The sequence below is a fragment of the Desulfocastanea catecholica genome (assembly GCF_054657295.1).
This window is the reverse complement of the sequence record NZ_BAAHYZ010000008.1, coordinates 172,518-190,050: the sequence shown is the minus strand read 5'-3', so window position 1 is coordinate 190,050 and position 17,533 is coordinate 172,518. Positions and strand designations below refer to the sequence as shown.

Here is a 17,533-nt window from a genome sequence, read left to right as displayed (position 1 = left end):
AACTGTTTTTGGTATTCCTGAGAAATCTTGTCACTGTCGGCGTATCTCTTCTCTTTGCGTGGTACGGCTATGAGTTTTTCATGTTTGGCTTCCAGGGCCCCTTGGGGACGGGAATTGCCATTCCCAAAACAACTGTCTGGAGGATAAGTTTATGGGTTGGATATTTATCCGTATTCATAGGGCTGGTCTTTATGGCCATCTACTTCACCAGAGATCTTATCCATAGCATACGTGCACTGTTCGGGAGGAACGAGAAATGATTTTTGTAGCGCTCATAGTTCTCTTGCTATGTTTGATTATTGGTGTTCCTGTGCCAATAAGCTTCATGGCTTCAGCGGCGTGGTTGATATTTTTCGGAGGACCCGGCGGCGAAGGCTACCAGCCATCTCAGCTCCTTCCCTATGGTTACGCGCAGATGAATTCAGTTTCATTGATCGCCATTGCCCTTTTCATTGCCGCAGGCGGCATTATGGAACGGGGCAAGATTGGCGAGAAGCTGATAGATTTCGTTGATGTCTTTGTCGGTCACAGAAAGGGAGGCCTTGGTATAGTCGCTACTATATCCTGCGCCATCGTTGGATCTATCTGCGGGGCTGCCTGTGCTACCCTGTCATGCGTTGGATCGATCATGTTCCCACGGTTCCACGCCGAGGGCTATCCACGGGGCCTGGCAGCAGCACTCTTGGCCAATGCATCTCTTCTTGGCCTTCTCATCCCCCCCAACGCGACACTGATTATATTCGCCTGGATAAGCGGCCAGTCGGTGCTGGCATGTTTTCTGGCAACGGTCATTCCCGGCTTCATTACCATAGTGCTGATATGTGCCGTAAACGGGTGGCTTCTCCGAAATAATGACAATATTCTGACAGCCGATAAGAGAGACCGGACTCGTGCGGACAAAATACAGCTTTTCAAGACGAGAGGCAGGCTGGCCATTCCGGCGCTCATGCTGCCGTTTATCGTCCTGGGAGGTATCTATGGTGGGATAATGACCACCACAGAGGCATCAGCGATGGCTGTTCTGTATGCCATACCGGTAGGAATGTTTGTTTATAAAGGGCTCAACCTGAAGGGTACCTACGAGATAATTGTCGAGACCGCTATCACCACCGGTGTCATCATGGTTATGCTTTACTCGGTTGCCATGCTGAGTCGCCTCTATATCCTCGAAGATCTGCCCGGGGTGCTGCTAGGTGTATTCAAAACCATATCCGATAACCCCCTCATGATCATGTTCATGATCAACATCTTTCTTGTTATCATGGGAATGCTCATGGATGATATCAGTGTGGTGGTTCTCACTACACCTATCCTTATACCGATCATTATGGAATTAGGGTTCAGCCCTATTCATTATGCGGCAATAGTCGGGGTCAATACCGGCCTCGGATGTATTACGCCGCCGGCGGCGCCGGTCCTTTATCTCTCCGGACGTCTGAGTGGCGCGCCGATCGATGAAATGATGAAACCATGCTTCTGGTTCATCCTGTTGGTCTGGGTCCCGGTACTGGCGATTACGGTCTTTTTTCCAAAAATATCATTATTCCTGCCGCATTATATTATGGGCACGCCCTGGTAAGAGAGAAATATGAAATTTTATAGAAATCTTTTTGCAATCGTATGTTTCGCCTTTTTTCTCGCTGCTATTACCACCAGTTCACCCTTTGCGTTCCTGGTTGCTATGGTTTTTGGAATGTTATCAAGGACTGCGGATAAAAAAGGATGGTCCAACCCCTTATAGCTGAAAGTGCGTTTCATTATGACCCTCACCCCAGACTTCCGGCCTGCGGCGCTGGCTGTATAGAAGAAGGCTATGCGCCGAAAAGGGTGAGGTATAATTGAACACTGGAACAGAGGATGTGATGAAAGAAAATACAATCTTATATTTTTCCGGTGATGACTTAAGAGTTATCCTGACCATGGAAAAGTGCATCAAAGCAATGGCAACGGCATTCAGTGCCCTGAGTTCAGGTGAAGCCTCCATGCCTTTACGGACCAGTTTGGAAATGGTTGCCGACAATGCCACCGCGTTATTCATGCCGGTCTATTTACCGGGTATCGGCAAGGTTGGCGTAAAAGCAATTACCATGGCCAGGAACAACCCAGCCAAGGGGTTTCCCCTGATACATGCGATGATCATGATATTCGACTCAAGTAGTGGCATGCCGCTGGCAGTCATGGACGGTGAAGTCATCACCGCCATGAGAACCGGAGCGGTATCGGGCTTAGCGACGTCCCTGCTGGCCAAAAAAGATGCTTCTACCGCAGCAGTCATCGGCACGGGACATCAAGGGGAAACGCAACTCGAGGCGGTATGCACGGTAAGAGATATTCGAAAAGCATATGTCTTCGACCTGCAGAGAGACAGAGCAAAGGCCTTTGCGGTGAAAATGCAGGAGAAGCTGAATATCGAGGTGGTTGTTGCAGAATCTGCCGCCACTCTGCAGTATGCTGATGTTATATGTACCTCAACGTCCTCAAAGAATCCTGTATTTGATGATATGCATGTTAAAAGCGGTGCGCATATTAACGGTGTTGGGTCGTACAAGCCGGATATGGCTGAAATCCCACCGCAAACCATTGCCAGAGCGAAAGTCGTTGTCGATCAGCGTCAAGGATGTTTAGCTGAAGCCGGAGACGTAATACAGGCGATACAGCAAGGAATTATCACCAAAGATCATATTCATGGGGAACTCGGGGAACTTGTAACAGGTAAAATAGTGTCGAGAGAGAACGATGATGAAATAACGGTATTCAAATCTGTTGGGCTTGCGGTGCAGGACCTGATAACCGCCGACCTTGTGTTAAAAATTGCTCAAGAAAAGAAATTGGGGACAAGGCTTTCGCTGTAGGGTCTTGGTATGATACCCCTGCTTTGCACATGCAGGGGTGGGCAATCCATCGCTTGTCAGTTGAATTGGAGCACTATCCGCCTCAGGTTACACCATGGAAGCAGCTGGCCGGCATCTGCCTTATCCAGGTCAAAATCACACGATGTACATTCAAAGAGCATGACTGGCCTCTCATCAATGAAAACGGCATAATCAACCCTGTCCTGCCTGCCGCCCATATTGACGCTAAACTCCGGCAAGACCTCTGTTGGATCAAATATGTTAAAACCGAGAATCTGTAGAAAAGGGAGGACAAATACATTCTTGGTAGCTGCTTCCGTAGTTATGCGGCAATGCAGCTTGTCAATATGTTTTGCGAGTGTTTGCACCTGATTGATAACATCCATGGCCCCTCCATCTTTCTTGTTTACCTGAAAAAGTTGAACGATTTTCATTAAGGAAGAAAAGAGATATTTTTATGGCAGGAGTCTGTCGAATTTTTCTACACGATGGGGTATAGTTTGAACAATTTAAAACACTCCACGCCTTGCATGGAAAATGATGCAGTAAACTGTTGTAAATGAAGAGTGCGGTATGTTTTTCAATTCGTCTTCAATAAAAGGGAGAGAGGAATGAACATCGGCAGCCTGTTACCGCATCATGGACGCTATCGTCCGGATCATTCGGCATTTGTCTGTGGTGAAGATCGCTTTACCTACAAAAGTTTCAATGCTTATGTGAACAAGCTGGCTCATGCGCTTCTGGCTATCGGCCTGGTCAAGGGAGACAAGTTTGCTACAGTGCTGCCCAATTGTACTCAGCTGATGGCTGCCTACTGGGCGGCGGCAAAGACGGGTCTGGTGATTGTTCCCAGCAGTACCATGCTGAATGAAAGCGGGCTGTTCACTTTACTGAAGAATAGCGATACGGTTTTGGTCATCGCCGACGCTTCCTTTGCCGAGGTGCTGCAAGGCATCCGGGGTAGTTTGCCGGCCATTGCCGATAATCGCTACATCCTGGTTGACAGTGAGACGCCACCCGAGGGATTTTGCAGTTATGACGAATTTGTCGGCTCGGCAAGTGAGGAGAACCCGCCGGAGATTTTTATCGACGATCATGATATGTACAACATCATGTACTCAAGCGGAACCACGGGGGCACCGAAAGGAATCATCCACACGCATTATGTTCGAGCCATGTACTGCACCATTTTCGCCGCCTCATGGCGAATGACTCCCGAAAGTGTGGTACTGCACGCCGGGGCCATTGTTTTTAACGGTGCCATGCTCGATCTCATGCCCTGGATGTTTTTGGGTGCCAAATACATTCTCCATAAAAGTTTTAACGCCGAAGCCGTCATCGCTGACATCGCCAAAGAAAAGGTCACCCATGTTGTCATGGTGCCGGCGCAAATCATAGCCATTTTAAACAGTCCGGCCTTCGATCCGGAAAAGCTCGCATCTCTTGAAATGATTCATAATGTCGGCGCTCCGCTCCTGCTGGAGCACAAACACCGCCTCAACAAATCCTTACCCGGACGTTTCTATGAGCTGTATGGCTTAACGGAAGGGTTTATGACCGTGCTGGACAAACACGACGCCATTCGCAAAGTCGGTTCTGTCGGTATTCCGGCACCGTTTATGGAGCTTCGGATACTGAACATCAACGGTAAAGAATGTGCACCTCGAGAAATTGGCGAGATCTGCGGCAAAAGCCCGATGATGATGCCTGGATATTACAAGCAGCCGGAACTCACCGCAAAGGCTATTGTCAATGGATGGCTGCATACGGGAGATGCCGGTTATGTTGACGAGGACGGCTATCTCTATTTAGTGGATCGTATCAAGGATATGATTATTTCCGGGGGCGTAAACGTTTACCCGAAAGACATTGAAGAAGTGGTCATCCAGCATCCGGAGGTTCGCGATGTAGCGGTAATCGGCATAGCGGACAAAAAATGGGGAGAGGTTCCCGTTGCGGCGGTTGTGCTGCTTCCCGATGCCACGGTAACGCCGGAACAATTAATTGCCTGGACGAACGAGAAGGTGGATGCAAAATTTCAGCGGATTCATGATGTGGTGATCATGGAATCTTTTCCATGCAATGTCGCCGGCAAGATGCTTAAACGTAAAATGCGTGATCAATACAAGGAAGAACGCATGGCGGCAAAGAATTCGACTCCAGGGTGAAAAAGCATAGACCCGACACAGCGTCAGGTCAGATGTCAACAATTATGACGTGACGCTGTTTGTCTGACATGGCTGAAATTGCCGGTGTAATTTTATAACTTAAGTTTGTTTCTGTGGTTTTATAGCGGAGCAACCGTTTTCTGTTCCCCCCTCCCAGATAAAGAGGTGCATCTATGGAAAAAAGACAGATCAAAGAAAGAATTTTCTGGATGGGCGCGATCGATTGGGACCGGCGTCTTTTTGACTCGCTGGTCCCGCTTCCCGATGGCACTTCCTATAACGCCTATCTCATTGAAGGCAGCGAGAAAACAGCCCTGCTCGATGCGGTCGATCCGGCCATGGCCGATGTTCTCATGGCCCAGCTGCACGGGACGGCGAAAGTCGATTTCATCGTCTGTCAACATGCCGAGCAGGATCATTCCGGGACCATTCCCCTTGTCCTTGAACGCTTCCCGCAGGCCAAGGTGATCACCACCCCCAAGGCTAAAACCTTGCTCATCGATCACCTGCACCTTGCTGAAAGCAGCATTGTCACGGTCGCGGACGACGAAACGCTGTCGCTCGGGGATAAGACGCTGCGGTTCGTGTATACCCCTTGGGTGCATTGGCCGGAAACCATGGTCACCTATCTGGAAGAAGACCGGATTCTGTTCAGTTGCGACTTTTTCGGCGCGCACATCGCCGCCAGCGACCTGTATGTCACCGATCAGGGACGGGTGTATGAAGCGGCAAAACGGTATTTTGGCGAGATCATGATGCCGTTTCGCAAGGTCATCGGCAAAAATCTCGAAAAATTATCTGGCCTTGAGGTGGACATGATTGCCCCGAGTCATGGTCAGGTTTACGACAAGCCGGAGTGGATTCTCGAGGCCTATCGCGACTGGGTGTTGTCTCTGCCCCACAATCTGGTGGTGTTTCCTTTTGTCTCCATGCACGGCAGCACCCAGGCCATGGTCGACCACCTGACCGCCGCTCTGGTCGCTCGCGGCATCCGGGTCGAACTCTTCAACCTCACCGTCACCGATACCGGCAAACTGGCCATGGCTCTGGTGGACGCGGGCACTATCATCGTCGGCACGCCGACCGTTCTTACCGGGCCGCACCCCCTTGCGGCCTATGCCGCTTTTCTGGCCAATGCCTTGCGACCCAAGGCGCAATATCTTTCCATAGTCGGTTCCTATGGCTGGGGCGGCAAGACCGTGGAAACCCTGGCAGGGATGATCCCCAACCTCAAGGTCGAGGTCCTGGACCCGGTGCTCTGCAAGGGTATGCCGGATCAGGTCGCCTTCACGGCCCTGGATCGACTGGCCGATGCCATTGCGCAAAAGCACAGGGAAAGCGGCTTTCAGTAAGTGTCCTTTGCAAGGGCTGAGATTCTATAACAGTTCTTTTTTCCGTTATTTTTTTGCTGCCTTGACCTTGATCGGCGGTGGGGGGGTCACTAGGACTTCACAACCGCCATTAGGCATACCGGTAAATGGATTTGCCGTACCGATGTACAGATGATCTTTCCCGGATTCGTCAGGGATTGAGACTGTTCTTCTGATGCCATAATTCAGTGGATTCTTAAAGCCACTTAATGTTACTGGTTGCCAATTAATGCCATCTTTGGTTTTCCATAAATCGGCTCCGCCGTACATGTCGATTATGTAATCAATAAGCTGTGATGCGGCTGTGGCCTGGTTGGTATCGTGCAAGTCAAATTTATTCAGGATATCGAGCTGTAACGATGTAAAAGTGACACTCGTGGTATTCATACTCTGAAGTAACTGCATCGCGGCGGCAGGATCTTCCAGCAATAACTCCTGGAGAGATCTTAGGAGAGTACCACTCAAATCCAATGTACCGAGAACTAACCAGTCTTTGTAAACCGTCATATGCCAGGTATAAACATTGAAAGGATTTCCGAACCCCGCCGGCATGAAACTTAGAGGGACTCGAAAGGTTGGCCAGCCGGTAGGTGGATCCACAGGAAAATAGGCACCGACAACCAGCTCTGCATTGTCATCCTTATCAACTCTAATAATATCAATTGCGCGAGTGCCGGCAGGTTGACCATCCTTTAAAACCATGCCAATACCAACTGCGCTGCCGATGTAAAGATATTCACCAAAAGGCTGCATGGTCATACCGTATTGGTTCCATGTATCTCCAAACCCCTCTTTTACCACAGGAGTCCAAAGTAACTTATCTCCTGCCATTGCACCGTTGGTCTTCCAAACCTCAAACCCAGTCACATAATTGACAGTTGAAGCATACAAATGATCATTAAATACAGTCAGATAGTAAATTTCTACATTACTTGGACTGCCAAATCCGATCTCACTGACGGCATGCCAATTTTCACCATTTTCAGAGCCAAACACCACACTTCCCCCGGTCACTCCTAAATCTGACCCAGGAGTGGAGGCCGAAACATAAACTTTTCCACGCCATTCAACAAAGCCTCTGACATTCGTCGTATTTTTTAAGGTTCCACTGACATCTTCCCAATCATCATGATCACCTGTTTCGGAACGAACGATGCTGCTAAACGGCAGCGGAGGCATCCAGGTCCCCACCCCCAAAGCATATATCTGTCCGTTGAATGTCCCAAGTGTTCGATAGCCATATGCTACTGGATATGTTCCAGGCGGTATGGTAACCCCGTATTCCGGAACATCTATGCTGGTTTCAAGAACGAATTCCTCGGATTGATACACATTTTCCCATGTACCATCTTTGAGACGCCAAATTTGCCCTCTCATCTCCTCGGCGTAACCAGTACTTCCCCACTCTGGGTTTGATGGACCTTGAATATTCGTCGCAATAGGAAAATCAACCGGCAGAAGTCCATCCATCGCCTGCATGACACTCCACAAATGATGACGAACTGTTGATGCGTAAACATTACCTTTAAATTCAGTGAGTCCCCAGGTATAGCTATTTGCCGAGTCACCGAAGCCTCCCGTAGCAAGTGGCTTAAATTCTCCCTCCCCGAGCGCCCATGTTTCCGATGGAATTAAAAGAAAAAAAGACATCAATAATGATAAGATAACGATACGATGTTTCATGTGGTTTCTCCTTTTATTTGAGGTTTTTGCGGCAATCTAGGTATCGGAAAACAAAAAGCCGGCCTCCCTTGCTCCAAGGCAGCCCGGCTATCTGTTGCAGCCCATAGCTTTCCGTCCCTGTCTTACAGAGGTTTGGCTTTATTTCGCATCAAATAAAATGAAAATCATATCTATGGAGACTAATAATAAACCCTAACAATAAAACAACAGAACAACGTGGCACCTCTATCAATTTTTAAACAAAATTTCCCTCCCGTTTCTATCTCCTCCTGTATTGCCAATGGAATACATGTATCTTTCATCTCTCTGCTGCAAAAACCAATGGTTCAGGCGGAGGTGAAGTCTTTTAAGGCTGCCCGGGCCCTGACGGCAGAAGGGAAAAGATATTGTCTCTATCCTTTATTCTCCTTTGATCCGCACCAGTCTTTTGAAACCTATTATTTTGAGATAGATCCTGGAGCAACTTTCTCCGGGGAACCCCACAAGGGCAACATTTATGAATATGTGTTTGTCATAAAAGGTCAATTGCAGATAGAAATTGACGATAAATCGTTTAGAATTCTGGAAAATGAATTCCTGCAGTTCAAGGCCGATCATCCCCCTCGCTACATCTGCCTTGGCAAGAGGATGGCATCGGCCATTATGCAGATCAGCTGTCTTGCTTGAATAATTTCTCACTACCTCACTTCCACAGGGCAACAAATGAAAATAAGATGTATCTCCAGTCGATTCCAGGTCGTCAATCTGGTACTCAGTGTGCTGGTGACAAGTTTTGTCTTGATTTTCGCTGCCCAGGCCGAACAGGTCACTAACGCCAGTACCCCACCGACCTCGAGCGAATTTCTTCAGACTCTCTCGGAAAGTGAGCGATCCTGGCTGCGTGAGCATCCCGTCATCAGCCTGGCCCATGATCCGGACTGGCCTCCGGTTGAATTCACCAACGAGCGCGGTGAGATATCCGGCATGAGCGGGGACTATTTGAACCTCGTTGAACAGCGGCTGGGTGTCACGTTTAAACGGCTGTCCAATTTAACCTGGCAGGAGACATATTCCCGGCAGAAGCGATGGGAAATCGACATGGCAACCTGTGTGGCCGTGACGCCCGAACGTACCGAATTCTGGGCTTTCACCAAGCCGTACATGAGCATACCTATTGTTATTGCTACTCAATTGGATGTCCCTTACATTGCCGATATGAATGAGCTCTTCGGCAAGAAAGTTGCCGTGGTAAAAGGCTATGCAACCAAGGACCATGGCGGAGCTATTTCTGATCGGAGAAGGTGCACGATTCGATATGTCGCGTACTTATCCCGATAAAGCCACCCTCGATAGATATTGCCTTCTTCTGCCATTTTTCACTGCCACGGGTAACGTAGACGATGTTTGTCTGGGTCAGCGGGATAAAGCGAGATTTGCTCTTGCTTTTAAAGAGGCCGTAAAACACTCCGGTGATATAGAAGAACCCCTGTCCCTGACTATGGGTAATGATATGCGCCAGCGAATTAGACTCTTTTGTCTTCAATTTTAAGTGGGCTGCCCGCTTCTGTTCCATGCTGTCGCCCATGTTTTCAAGTGAATCATGAAAAAAAATGACGTCCGAGAGTTTAACATGGAGCTTGGCGAAATCACCCAGTTTGGTGTTGCCTTCCAAAATTACAGTGGCATTATACAAAAGCAAGGCATCATCAAAACTCCTTTCAGCCGGGTCCTTCCAATAGATATTGGAACTGTTGAAAATATCAATCGAGCGCAGTGATTCGTTGCCAATGTCAACTGATCCTGTGTAGATTTTGTCCGGGGTATAAATGGTCATATTTCTCTGGCTGATATCCATACACTCTTCTCGTTTGAGGTCCTTGGTTAACGGCAAATTCATCCTTCAGTTCAGATCGATCACCTTACGGTGACACGGTGTGTATCGATCAATGGTAACATATATCAGGGGGACCAGTCATTAATAATGGCAAGCAGTTGTGGTGCTTTAGCCGATATCGGATAATTCCTGACAATCTCTGCTGCAACAGGGAAAAAACCTTGTTTGGACAATACCTGCAGATCCGTTGTATTGTTTGGCAATTGTTCGGCAATCGCGCCGGTGATCCTGTCATCTTCCGGTGATATGGTCTTTTTACTGGATAAAAAATGCCTAGCTGATATAGTGCGCATAGAGAGTGCTGGAAATTTACCAGATGCCCCATTCAACCGATGCACTGAATATGAGGTGGTGTCAATTTTACCTGGATGAGAACAGATGAGTATCTTAAAAAAACATGCAGGTCTCTATACGGACATGTACCAGTTATCCATGGCGCAGGCGTATTTTCTGGATGGCCGGCAGAATGATGCCGCCGCCTTTTATTACTTCTATCGAAAGAACCCTTTCGAGGGTGCCTATGTGGTTTATTCGGGCATGTATGACCTGCTGGAGATCCTCGATGGCTTGCATTTCGACAAAGAGGATATTGCATACCTGCGGGAAAACAAATTTGACGAAAATTTTCTGCGCTATCTGAAAGATTTCCGCTACCACGCCGATATATATTCGGTGCGGGAAGGAGAAATAGTTTTTCCCAATATGCCCCTTGCCGGGGTGTGCGGCAATATCATCGAGACGCAGTTAACCGAAACGCTGCTGCTCAACCTGCTCAACCTGTCGTCGCTGATAGCCACCAAAGCTGCCCGGATGCGCCTGGCTGCCGGCGATGAAAAAATCCTCACCGATTTTGGCATGAGACGGGCGCATGGTCTGGGGGCCATTCATGCCTCTCGCGCTACCATGGTCGGAGGCTTCAATTCCACGTCCAATGTATTCTCTGCCTTTACCTACGGCCTGCAAGCCAGCGGTACCATGGCGCACTCCTTTATTCAAAGCTATGATGATGAAATTACCGCTTTCCGCCGCTTTGCCGATGCCCATCCAGAAAATTGTATCCTGCTGCTGGATACCTACAACACCCTGAACTCCGGTATCCCCAATGCCATACAGGTTGCCAAAGAAATGGAGGGCAGGGGGCAGCAGCTCAGAGGAGTTCGACTGGATAGCGGCGATCTGGCCTATATGGCCAAAAAATCCCGGCAGATGCTCGACGAAGCAGGGCTTGGCTATGTGAAAATTATCGCCTCGAACCAGATAGATGAGTATGTTATCAGAAGCTTGCGTGACCAGAAAGCCCCTGTCGATGCCTTTGGCATTGGTACGGCTGTGCTCACCGGTCAACCTGATGCTGCCCTGGATGGGGTCTATAAACTGGCCATGGCGTCCGGTAAGCCAAGGCTGAAGCTTTCCGAATCCGTGCACAAAGTGACCTTTCCTGCTGTAAAGCAAGTGCACCGCTTCAGTGATGCCAATGGTGCATTTATGGCCGACGCGGTCAGTTTGTGGGAGGAAGATCCGAAGAAGATCAAGGAGATCCATCATCCTTTCAATAAAGACAAATCCTTAAAAATTCCGGACTGGTCTTCTCAACCGCTGCAGGAAAAGGTGATGGAGAAAGGGAAAGCATTACAAAAAATGCCGCATCCCGCCGAAGGCTATACCTACCTGAAAAAGCGGCTGGAAAAATTACCCGACGAATACAAACGCTTTGAAAATCCTCATATTTACAAGGTTGGCTTGAGCAGCAGGCTCAATGAACTGCGTGATGAATTAATTGGAAAATTTAAAAAGAAATAACCAGAACAAGCCCTGCCACCAAGGTCATTGCGGGCTTGATGCGGAATCTGGTAATCAATCCACAAGCGTTGTTTTCTGAATAATGAAGGAGCCCGAAGGATAATAAACACCAGTCTCCGCTTAACCCTACAACGTAACCTGTAGTATTTACTCTCTTCTGTATGTTGGACCTCTTTGCTGGCTCAAGAACCCTTCTACCGTAAAAAAAAATCAAATAGAACAGATTTCCAAAGCACCAGTCAGTGTCAGACTACCGCGGCCTTGGGTTTGGCTGAGTCGGCTTTGGGGGTCAGTCGAGCAATACTTTGTCGAGACAAGGACAGTGTCGCAACCGCTTTGCTTCTGGTATTTGTCGGATTGGTTGGCGATGTCTACAGATCCATGCCGCGTAGAATAATTGAAAAGAAAGGAAAAGAGCGGTAGTCTCTTTTGGTTGATAGCTCGTTCCTGCCCTGGCTTACAAATTTTTATTTCCATTGAGGTTCGTTTTATGGGGATTGCCACCGATATCATCATTCTCGTTCTTACCGCCTTTTTCTGTGGTCTGGTCATGCAGCGGCTGCACCAGCCGTTGATTCTCGGTTATATTCTCGCCGGCATTCTCCTCGGACCATACACCGGCGGGATGACAATTACCGAAGTTCATGATATTGAACTGCTGGCAGAGATCGGTGTTGCGCTGCTGCTTTTTGCTCTTGGCCTGGAGTTCTCTCTCAAGGATCTAAAGCCGGTGAAATATATCGCCCTTTTCGGTACGCCGCTGCAGATGCTGTTGACCATCGCCTTCGGCTATGTCATCGGTCTTCTCTTTGGCTGGGACTGGAAGACGGCTCTCTGGTTCGGCTCGCTGATCTCCCTTTCTTCAACCATGGTCATTCTGAAAACGCTGATGAATCAGGGGTGGCTGGGGACCCTGTCCAGCAAGGTAATGATCGGCATGCTGATTATCCAGGATCTGGCGGTGGTGCCACTGATGATCATCCTGCCGCAGTTAAATGACCCGGCGACGGGGATCGACATCCTCGGTTTTGCCGTAATCAAGGCGACCTTGTTTCTCGCCGCCATGTTTTTCCTCGGCACCCGGCTCCTGCCCTACCTGCTGAAGACCATTGCCAGGCTCGGCTCGCGCGAGTTGTTTATACTGGCCATAACGGCTATTGGTCTCGGTGTCGGCTACGCGACCTACCTGGTTGGTTTATCCTTTGCCTTTGGCGCCTTTATTGCCGGCATGGTATTGAGTGAATCCGATTACGGCCATCAGGCGCTCAGCGATATCGTTCCTCTGCGCGACCTCTTCGGCCTGCTGTTTTTTGCCTCTGTCGGCATGCTGCTCGATCCCCGTTTTCTGCTGAGCCATTTTACGCTCATCCTCGTTCTGGTGGTCGTCGTCAGCATCGGCAAGGGGTGTATCTTTGCATTTCTTGCCTGGATGTTTCAGTATCGCAATGTCATTCCGCTCGCCGTTGGGCTCGGCTTGTTCCAGGTTGGAGAATTTTCCTTTGTTCTGGCCAGGATCGGCGTTTCCAGTGAGGCGATCAGCAGCGAATTTTACAATATGTTTCTCACCATGGCCGTTGTCAGTATGGTGCTGACGCCATTTATTTCATCGCAGACGTCCCGATTCTACAGCCTGAAAAAAAGATGGTTTAAACACGAACCATTGGAATCCCTTAATTTCCCCGAGGATGAACTGCGCAACCATGTGGTCATTGCCGGATGCGGCCGTATCGGTTCGCAGATTGCCGGGGTGCTGCAGCAGCTGGCCATTCCTTTTGTCCTGGTTGAAATTGATCAGCTGCGTATCGAAGCAGCCAAAGCCGCCGGCTATCCGATCGTCTACGGCGACGGCAGCCAGGGCATTGTTCAGGAGGCCCTGCGCATAGAGCGTGCCGCCCTTCTGGTGATAACTATTCCGAACATTGTTGTTGCCCGTTCCATCATCAGCCACGCCCAGAAAGTGCGCAGCGGCATCAGGGTCATTGCCCGGATTTCCGATCCGGAATTTTTCAATGTATTCAGGGAGCTGGCTGTCGTTGACCTGGTTTACCCTGAATTTGAGGCCGGTCTGGAGATGACCAGGCAGGTTCTCCTCTATTTAAGAATTCCCGTGCCGGAAATTCAGCAGTATACCGAAAATCTTCGCCACCAGCTGCTGTCAACCGCAACAATGTCGACGAACGGGTATAAAACCCTTGGACAGATGCGTGCCGCCGATCAGCAATTTGATCTGCAATGGGTGGAACTCGATGCGGATAATCCGCTGCTCAATGTCAGTATTGCCGAGGCGGAAATTCGCAAAGCAACCGGGGTCTCCGTCGTCGGTATCATACGTAACGGCACGTTGCAGACCAATCCTGATCCATCCTTTCGTTTTCAGCAACATGATCTGGTGGCGATCATCGGTTCATCGCAGTCACGGCGGCAGTTTCACTGCTTGATTAATCCATTGTCGGAAAAATGTCTCATTGCCCCGGAAGCTGCGACCACTTGATAAGAGACGAGCTCCCAGATCAATTTTTACCGACAGCCGAGAAAAAAGTCGGTCGGAAACTTGTGGAAAAAACAACAAAAATACCATAGGATATGGTAGACAATGCTGCCTGGACCGTGGACTTTGGTTATTTCGGACCTGGCACAAGAAAAGATGTAATCTCACTGAGAAGAGTGGCTAACCGGTCATTGATACGACATATCTTCCATGCCTGAAAAAAGAGTTTTTCTGTTATTGCTTATGACCGCCCTTTTTTTTGTTTCCTGCCGGGAAAGTGAAGAGCCCGTCAATGTTTCTCTTGATCGGCGGCATGAGATTACCTTTCGGCCGCAATTACCCGCAATAACATATTCTTACCTGCCGCAATATTCGCATACCGAGTCTTTTCAACGGCATAATCGGCTGGTGGAATATCTTTCCGAACAGACCGGGCTGCCGATGCGGCAGGTGTTTCCTGATACCTTTGATAATTACATCAGCATGTTTGCTCAGGGTAAAATAGACATATCGTTTTCTAACCCGTTTATTTATGTAAAACTGGCGAACCGCTACGGCGCCAGGGCCATGGCGAGAATCGTCGAAGCCGATGGCCGTGCCGAGTTCCGCGGGCAGATCATTGCCCGCAAGGATAACCAGGAGATTCAATCCATCGAGGATTGTCGCGGCAAGTCGTGGGTAGCCGTCGATCCCTCATCGGCCGGAGGCTATCTCTTCCCGCTTGGTCATTTTGTCGATCATGGTTTTACCATAAATGATTTCCGGGAGGTAGTCTTTGCCGGGGGACGGCAGGAAAATGTTATTCTCGGGGTGTATGCCGGGCTGCATGATATCGGCTCCATACGCGAAGGATCACTCAGCGTGGTGAAAGATAAAATAGATATCAATCAGATAAAGGTGGTTGACAGTTCCATATGGTACCCGGGCTGGGTCTATGCCCACAGTCCCCGGCTTTCCCAGGAGGTGATCGACAAGATACGGGACGCCATGCTGAAACTCGACTATGAACATAATCCCGAGCACCGGCAGATTCTTGATGCGGCAAAATTCATCGGTTTTGTGCCCTCCGATGACCGAGATTTTGACCAGGTCCGGGCACTGAGCAAAAAAGTGGGGTTGGATCTTGAATAAGTATCTCTTGAGATCTATGCATCGCCTGAGATTCAGGACCAAGATTACCCTGGGCATGACCTTTATGCTGGTGTTCTGCGGCCTGGGGGTCGGACTGATCCTGTCCGCCATGTCCTCAAGTGCTCTGCTTGAGGAAGGCAGGAAAAGAGGCATGGCCCTCACCTCGGGGCTGGCGTTTCGCCTGGCCGAACCTATTCTGGCCATGGATTTTCTGCAAATGAAGAACCTCATCGATAATGTCAACAATCAATATAACGACGTTATCTATGTGTTTCTCACCGACGACAGCGCCAATATCCTTTCACACACCTTCTCCGGCGGCTTTCCCACCGATCTGCTCCATGTCAATGGAGAAGGGAAAAAAACGCAGCCGGTTCTTTTAGCAACCGAACACGGCCTCGTCTATGACTTTAATGTCCGGGTGAGCCTGGGAGAAAAAAATCTTGGCTCGGTCAGGTTGGGGCTGTCGCGAAAAGATATTGACGCGCAGATCCGCCGTCAGCGGCTGACCAGTCTGTTCAGTACCTTCGGCGTGGTTGGCCTGGGGATTATTCTTGCCCTGTGGTTTTCCCGTACCGTGACCTTTCGTCTCAACCGGCTGAGAAAATCGGTGGAGGAAATAGTCCAGGGCAATCTTGATGTCCAGGCAGGATTCTCCCTGGAAAAATATTGTTGGGAGATCATGGACTGCGACCGCAAGGAATGCCCGGCCTACGGCGATGTCCAGCGACGATGCTGGTATCTGGCCGGGACCATGTGTCCGAATTGCTGCGACAAGGAATATCCCTTCAAGATGGAAAACTGCCGGCAGTGTCCGGTTTTCAAACATAATTTCGGCGACGAACTGCAGGATCTGGCCGAGGCCTTTGACGCCATGGCCGTCACCGTTAAAAATCACATTGAAGAGCTTACCGAGCGGGAAAAAACCATCGCCAGGCAACAGGGTCTGTTAAAGACCATTCTCAGTGTCACCCCGGACTTCATAACCCTGCAGGACAAGAATCTGACCTATACCTTTGCCGGCAAGGCCTTCTGCGATTATTTTAGTATGGACGAGGAGAGTATCGTCGGCAAGACCGATACGGACATCTTTACCAAGCCGCAGGCAGAACTTAATATCCGCGAGAACAAGGAGATACTTGCAACGGGGAGTCCCCTGGCCAAGGAAATCACCTTCAAGCGAGCAAAGGAACAGAAATGGTTTCATGTTGTCAAGGTCCCGGTCTATGACCAGGACGGCAGTATAATGGGGCTGCTCCTTACCGCCAGGGACATTTCCATCCTCAAGAAATTCCAGGAGCAGCTTATCCAGTCGCAGAAAATGGAGGATCTGGGGCGTCTGGCCGGAGGGGTAGCTCATGAAATCAATACACCTCTGGGCATCATCCTCGGCTATACCCAGCTGATGATGGACGATATCGAAGATGAGGAAATCCTTGAAGGGATGCGGATCATCGAGAAACAGACCAAGGCTTGCCGAAAAATTGTCGCCGATTTACTCGGTTTTTCAAGAAATTCCCAGGCGATCAGTGAAACCGTCGATATCAACGAATCAATTCAGCAGGTAATCAAGCTGGTTGAGCATGCATTTTTCATGAACCGTATCAAAATCATCCATGCTCTCGATGAAAGCATTCCTCCGCTGACCGGCGACCAGGAGAGACTCAAGCAGGTCTGGCTGAACCTGCTCAACAATGCCGCAGATGTTATCGGCCAGGATGGTGAGATACATGTGCAATCGAAACTCCATGCCGACGAAGGCAGGCTGGTTGTCAGTATCGCCGACACCGGCAAGGGGATTGCCGCGGAACACCTGGGCAAAATCTTTGATCCGTTCTTTACCACCAAGCAGGTCGGCAAGGGCACTGGTCTGGGGCTTTCCGTCTCCTTTGGCATTATCAAGGATCATGGCGGTAAGATCTTTGCCGTCAGTCCGCCCGCGGAAGAATATCTGCCAAAGGATTTTTCAAGAAGAGACAATTTCGGCCCCGGCGCCGTCTTTGTCGTCGAACTGCCTTTGGCAGATGGCCGAAAGAATGCAACCGGTAAAGACCGCAAAAGCGAGGAGGAGAAGGCAGAGGAGGCCTCTCTTTTTTCTTGATCTGCCGCTCCCGGATATGCTTTTCTTCCTGCGCTTCTCTGGCCGTGAAAGCGCAATGAGGGCAGAG

Annotated in this window: 13 protein-coding genes, 1 pseudogene and 1 riboswitch; of the genes and pseudogenes, 11 read left to right on the top strand and 3 right to left on the bottom strand. The window is 49.5% G+C overall.

Annotated features, from left to right (window positions below):
* The 3 genes and pseudogenes from ACYQ8U_RS09825 to ACYQ8U_RS09815 form a co-directional block, all read left to right on the top strand.
* Positions 1–260: pseudogene (locus ACYQ8U_RS09825) on the top strand (TRAP transporter small permease); the annotation flags it as partial.
* A complete protein-coding gene (locus ACYQ8U_RS09820) occupies positions 257–1,579 on the top strand; it encodes a TRAP transporter large permease (protein ID WP_459945363.1) in 1,323 nt (440 codons plus the stop codon). The pseudogene ACYQ8U_RS09825 and the gene ACYQ8U_RS09820, both read left to right, overlap by 4 nt.
* A 283-nt stretch (positions 1,580–1,862) precedes the next feature.
* Entirely contained in the window at positions 1,863–2,852 is a 990-nt protein-coding gene (locus ACYQ8U_RS09815) for an ornithine cyclodeaminase family protein (protein ID WP_459945362.1), read from the top strand.
* Between the two features lie 56 nt (positions 2,853–2,908).
* Here the strand turns inward: ACYQ8U_RS09815 and ACYQ8U_RS09810 are convergent, their stop codons facing one another.
* Positions 2,909–3,238 carry a hypothetical protein gene (locus ACYQ8U_RS09810; protein WP_459945361.1) on the bottom strand — a complete coding sequence of 110 codons (330 nt, stop codon included), beginning with the start codon at positions 3,236–3,238 and terminating at the stop codon, positions 2,909–2,911.
* 225 nt (positions 3,239–3,463) lie between these two features.
* Here ACYQ8U_RS09810 and ACYQ8U_RS09805 point away from each other — a divergent pair, with 225 nt between their 5' ends.
* Together ACYQ8U_RS09805 and ACYQ8U_RS09800 are read left to right on the top strand one after the other, a co-directional pair.
* A complete protein-coding gene (locus tag ACYQ8U_RS09805) occupies positions 3,464–5,020 on the top strand; it encodes a class I adenylate-forming enzyme family protein (protein WP_459945360.1) in 1,557 nt (518 codons plus the stop codon).
* A 173-nt stretch (positions 5,021–5,193) separates the two neighbouring features.
* A complete protein-coding gene (locus ACYQ8U_RS09800; protein ID WP_459945359.1) occupies positions 5,194–6,372 on the top strand; it encodes an FprA family A-type flavoprotein in 1,179 nt (392 codons plus the stop codon).
* Positions 6,373–6,417: 45 nt separating this feature from the next.
* Here ACYQ8U_RS09800 and ACYQ8U_RS09795 read toward each other — a convergent pair whose 3' ends face one another.
* Positions 6,418–8,073: a hypothetical protein gene (locus tag ACYQ8U_RS09795; protein ID WP_459945358.1), complete on the bottom strand. Its 1,656-nt coding sequence runs from the start codon at positions 8,071–8,073 to the stop codon at positions 6,418–6,420.
* A gap of 74 nt (positions 8,074–8,147) precedes the next feature.
* Positions 8,148–8,220: riboswitch (cyclic di-GMP riboswitch) on the bottom strand.
* 174 nt (positions 8,221–8,394) lie between these two features.
* On the opposite strand from ACYQ8U_RS09795, the gene ACYQ8U_RS09790 reads away from it, so the two are divergent.
* Together ACYQ8U_RS09790 and ACYQ8U_RS09785 are read left to right on the top strand one after the other, a co-directional pair.
* Positions 8,395–8,739 carry a cupin domain-containing protein gene (locus ACYQ8U_RS09790; protein ID WP_459945357.1) on the top strand — a complete coding sequence of 115 codons (345 nt, stop codon included), beginning with the start codon at positions 8,395–8,397 and terminating at the stop codon, positions 8,737–8,739.
* A 36-nt stretch (positions 8,740–8,775) separates the two neighbouring features.
* Positions 8,776–9,390 (top strand): transporter substrate-binding domain-containing protein, encoded by a 615-nt coding sequence (locus ACYQ8U_RS09785; RefSeq protein ID WP_459945356.1) that lies wholly within the window; start codon positions 8,776–8,778, stop codon positions 9,388–9,390.
* Here ACYQ8U_RS09785 and ACYQ8U_RS09780 read toward each other — a convergent pair.
* Positions 9,335–9,907, bottom strand: coding sequence for a hypothetical protein (locus tag ACYQ8U_RS09780; RefSeq protein ID WP_459945355.1), 573 nt, complete (start codon positions 9,905–9,907; stop codon positions 9,335–9,337). The genes ACYQ8U_RS09785 and ACYQ8U_RS09780 overlap by 56 nt on opposite strands.
* 417 nt (positions 9,908–10,324) lie before the next feature.
* On the opposite strand from ACYQ8U_RS09780, the gene ACYQ8U_RS09775 reads away from it, so the two are divergent.
* The 4 genes from ACYQ8U_RS09775 to ACYQ8U_RS09760 all read left to right on the top strand — a co-directional run bounded on the left by ACYQ8U_RS09775 (position 10,325) and on the right by ACYQ8U_RS09760 (position 17,466).
* The gene (locus tag ACYQ8U_RS09775; protein ID WP_459945354.1) at positions 10,325–11,746 is read left to right on the top strand and encodes a nicotinate phosphoribosyltransferase; all 1,422 of its coding nucleotides are present in this window, start codon (positions 10,325–10,327) and stop codon (positions 11,744–11,746) included.
* 490 nt (positions 11,747–12,236) lie between these two features.
* Entirely contained in the window at positions 12,237–14,237 is a 2,001-nt protein-coding gene (locus ACYQ8U_RS09770; RefSeq protein ID WP_459945353.1) for a monovalent cation:proton antiporter family protein, read from the top strand.
* Between the two features lie 207 nt (positions 14,238–14,444).
* Positions 14,445–15,365 (top strand): phosphate/phosphite/phosphonate ABC transporter substrate-binding protein, encoded by a 921-nt coding sequence (locus ACYQ8U_RS09765; RefSeq protein ID WP_459945352.1) that lies wholly within the window; start codon positions 14,445–14,447, stop codon positions 15,363–15,365.
* A gap of 16 nt (positions 15,366–15,381) precedes the next feature.
* Positions 15,382–17,466 (top strand): two-component system sensor histidine kinase NtrB, encoded by a 2,085-nt coding sequence (locus ACYQ8U_RS09760; RefSeq protein ID WP_459945351.1) that lies wholly within the window; start codon positions 15,382–15,384, stop codon positions 17,464–17,466.
* The last annotated feature ends 67 nt before the right edge of the window (positions 17,467–17,533 follow it).